At 69.6% G+C, this 3,331-nt stretch carries 4 protein-coding genes and 1 pseudogene; 3 read left to right on the forward strand and 2 right to left on the reverse strand.

Annotated features, from left to right (window positions below; genetic code table 11):
* Positions 1-150: 150 nt before the first annotated feature.
* Positions 151-561: a PIN domain-containing protein gene (locus AB0M62_RS34695; RefSeq protein WP_189897941.1), complete on the reverse strand. Its 411-nt coding sequence runs from the start codon at positions 559-561 to the stop codon at positions 151-153.
* Entirely contained in the window at positions 558-833 is a 276-nt protein-coding gene (locus AB0M62_RS34700) for a hypothetical protein (RefSeq protein ID WP_334476569.1), read from the reverse strand. The genes AB0M62_RS34695 and AB0M62_RS34700 overlap by 4 nt, the downstream gene beginning before the upstream one ends.
* Before the next feature lie 785 nt (positions 834-1,618).
* Here AB0M62_RS34700 and AB0M62_RS34705 point away from each other — a divergent pair.
* The 3 genes and pseudogenes from AB0M62_RS34705 to AB0M62_RS34715 form a co-directional block, all read left to right on the forward strand.
* Positions 1,619-1,849, forward strand: coding sequence for a helix-turn-helix domain-containing protein (locus AB0M62_RS34705; RefSeq protein ID WP_366078314.1), 231 nt, complete (start codon positions 1,619-1,621; stop codon positions 1,847-1,849).
* Between the two features lie 116 nt (positions 1,850-1,965).
* Positions 1,966-2,505 (forward strand): integrase core domain-containing protein, encoded by a 540-nt coding sequence (locus tag AB0M62_RS34710; RefSeq protein ID WP_366078313.1) that lies wholly within the window; start codon positions 1,966-1,968, stop codon positions 2,503-2,505.
* Between the two features lie 104 nt (positions 2,506-2,609).
* Positions 2,610-3,331 (forward strand): annotated as a pseudogene (locus AB0M62_RS34715) (IS481 family transposase); the annotation flags it as partial.

Raw genomic sequence — 3,331 nt, forward strand, 5'->3', positions numbered from 1 at the left:
GCACATAGTACGTGTGCTACGCGACCCCTCCCATCTGCGTTATCGCAGGTCATCGGTGGTTTCGCGCTCCGCTGGCGTGCGTGGCTGTGCCCTGGCGTCCGTGCTTGTTGCCGTCAGCGCTGCCGTCAGAGGTGTAGACCACTGGTCGGGCTATGGCAGGAGTGTCAGCGCGGGGACGTGGGCGGGCTTGACGACGCTGAAGTGCCGCCGGTCGAGGGTGGCTACCCGGTCCACGCCGAAGCGCTCGGCCACCGCGATGACCGAGGCGTCGACCCCGCCGAGCGGGAAGTCGGCGTACTGGAGGACCAGCTCACCCATGCGCGTCAGGTCGGTGGGAGTGAGGTGCACCAGCTCGAATGTTCCCCGTGCGACCTCGGCGAGGAACGCCGCTTCGACCTGGGGCCAGCGCTCCAGCAGCCAGCAGACCTCGGTCATGACCGGGCTGGGCAGCAGACGGCGGCCGGTCAGTGAGGTCAGTAGGGAGGCGCACTCCGGGTGACGCCGGTCCGCCGCGTTGAACGCCGCAGCCAGGGGTCCGGTGTCCAGGACCGTGGCGATCACGCCGAGTCGCCGAAGCGCTCGCGCATCCGCTCGCGGATGTAGTCGTCGTGCCGTTCAGCCAGATCCTCTGGGCCGTTCACGCTGCCGATCAGGGCCAGCAGCCCGGCCGGGACCGACTCCTCGGCCTCGTTCGCGTCGACTGCCGGCAGCGACTGGGCAACCTGGGACAATTCCTCATCCTGGGTGACGAGCAGGCGCAGGCGTCGCACCTGGGTCGGGGTGAGCCGGTCCACCAGGTGGTGCATGTCCTCGTAGTCGTATGCAGCGGTCACGTCAGCAGTGTAGGACGGTCCCGCGGCCTCGGACAGATAGATCGGCAGAGGTTCACCCCCGCTGGCTTGCGGGCAGTCGCCCGACGATTGCCAGGAACTTGGTCGTTGTCCCCGCGTGTGTCCTGTCTGGTACTTCCCCCGGCGGCCCGTTCGCCGGGGAGGGCGGTCCTCGGGCGTCGGGGCGGTGCTGGTGCCCCCGCCAGTGCGGCAGCGCGGAGGCGCCGGGTGGGGAGGGGTCCGCCGACAGCGGGCCGCCGGAAGCATCGCTCCCGCTGGAGGCGGGGCCGGCCACCGCCCTCGGTGAGTCTGCGCGGCGCACGTTGAGGGTCGGTCCCCTGGTCGGCCCTTGCCTGCGATCCGGCCGTAGGACGGTCGCAGGCGACAGCTTGCTGTGCCAGGAGCCCAATTCAGGTCAGCCCGGCGATCTGCCCGGTTGCCGCCCTCGCAGCCCTGGATCACGCCCCGGCTACAGAGGCGGCTCGCCACCTGCCGCGCTGCCCTCCCGAGTGAACGGTGGGCTTGTCGGCGACGGCGGCCAGCTCCGACGGGCGGGGCCCGCCTTGAACCTCGTAGAGAAAATCTGAACGCACGTTCCTCGCGCCGCCTGTCCGGTCCCGCGAGATGCTTGACACTTCGGTCCCAGCTGATGGTTGACAGTGGCCGTGATCGGCTTTTCTGTGCACGTCGTTGCGGCGTGTGGCAGGAGGCCGGGATTGGCGCTGGTGGAGTTGTCGGTTGTCGAGCAGAGGTACCGGGCCGTTTTGGCGGTGCTGGCGGGTGCAACGGTGACGGAGGTCGCCGCGCGGTTGGGTGTGTCCCGGCAGACGGTGAGCGGGTGGAAGTCCCGGTATGAGGCTGCGGGGCTGGCTGGGTTGGCGGACCGGTCGCGCAGGCCGGCCTCGTGTCCGCATCAGGCCTCTGCTGAGGTGGAGGCGGCTGTGTGCGAGCTGCGGCGCGAGCATCCTCGGTGGGTCCGCGACGGATCGCTCATGTGCTGGAGCGTTCCGGGGCGGTGAGCCCGGTGCCGTCGCGGATGACGGTGTATCCGATCTTGGTGCGGCATGGCCTGGTGGAGCCGGGGGCTCGTCGTCGGAAGCGGTCGGATTACAAGCGGTGGCAGCGGGATCGGCCGATGCAGTTGTGGCAGATGGACATCGTCGGCGGGGTGATGCTGGTGAACCCGCTGACCGGGGAGTTGTCCGAGGCCAAGGTCGTGACCGGTGTGGACGATCATTCCCGGTACTGCGTGATCGCGTCGGTGGTCGAGCGGGCGACCGGGCGGGCGGTCTGTGCGGCGTTCGCCCGGGCCTTGCAGGCGTTCGGGGTGCCGGAGGAGGTGCTCACCGACAACGGTAAGCAGTTCACGGACCGGTTCGGTCAGGGTGGTGAGGTGCTGTTCGACCGGATCTGTCGGGAGAACGGGATCGCGCACCGGCTGACCCAGCCGGCGTCGCCGACCACGAAGGGCAAGGTCGAGCGGTTCCATCAGACACTGCGGCGTGAACTCCTCGACGACTGCGGTGCGTTCGAGAGCATCGAGGCAGCTCAGCGAGTGCTGGACGGATGGGTGGAGGAGTACAACTCCTCGCGTCCGCGTCAGGCACTGGACATGCAGTCGCCGGCGGACCGCTTCACGCCTGTTCCCGAGCAGGATCGGGCGTGCTTGGCATGAAGCTGCCGGGCGTGCTCTCGGTTGTCCCGCAGCGGACGGCTGCTGTGATGCCGGATCGGGCCGAGGTAGCGCTTGCTCCTGCCCCTGCGTCCGAGGTGGGGCCGGTGCAGGAGGGTGGGCCGGTGGAGTTCGAGCGGGTGGTGCCTGCGAGTGGGAATCTGCAGGTCGCGGGCAAGCAGTTCTGGCTCGGTCCGGACCGCTCGGGGTTGACGGTGACGTTCTGGGCCGATACCTCGGTGATCCATCTGCTGATCGCTGGGGCGCGGATCAAGACGGTGCGTTCGCACCTGTCGGTGGCGGAGCTGGCGGTGCTTGCGGCTCGGGGAGGACGTGCGGCCGGGCCGTCTCCGCTGCCTGCCGGTGACGGGGCGGCCTTCGAGGTGGACCGGGTGGTGAACAACAGCGGGCTGGTGGGCCTGGGCGGGCATCAGGTGCTGGCGGCGGAGATCCTGGGCGGCCGCCAGGTGGGCATCCGGATCGATGACGAGACGCTGTCGTTCTTCGATCCGTCCTCGCGGGAGCTGCTGCGGGTGCGGCCCAATCCGCTCAGCCCCGACGAGGTCCGGCGTCTGCGCGGTCTGCGGCCCGCAGGCCCACCGCCAAGGCCGGGTGTGGAGCCGGTCCGCGTGCAGCGGCGGGTCAGTGCGACGGGCACGGTCATGGTCTGCCGGCAGGTCGTCTCCCTCGGCCGGACCTGTGCGGGACAGACCGTGACCGTGTATGTCGCGGAGTCGACGATCACCGTCGAGCTGGACGGCCAGGTCCGGGTCATCAAGCGCACCACCGACGTCCCGGTCCGCAACGTCAAAGCGAACAAACCCCGAGA

Source organism: Streptomyces sp. NPDC051219, assembly GCF_040682335.1.
GTDB lineage: Bacteria > Actinomycetota > Actinomycetes > Streptomycetales > Streptomycetaceae > Streptomyces.

Bases quoted from the DNA above. Each gene is read 5' to 3' on its own strand.
- AB0M62_RS34710 (WP_366078313.1), top strand. From the start codon at position 1,966: ATGCAGTTGTGGCAGATGGACATCGTCGGCGGGGTGATGCTGGTGAAC.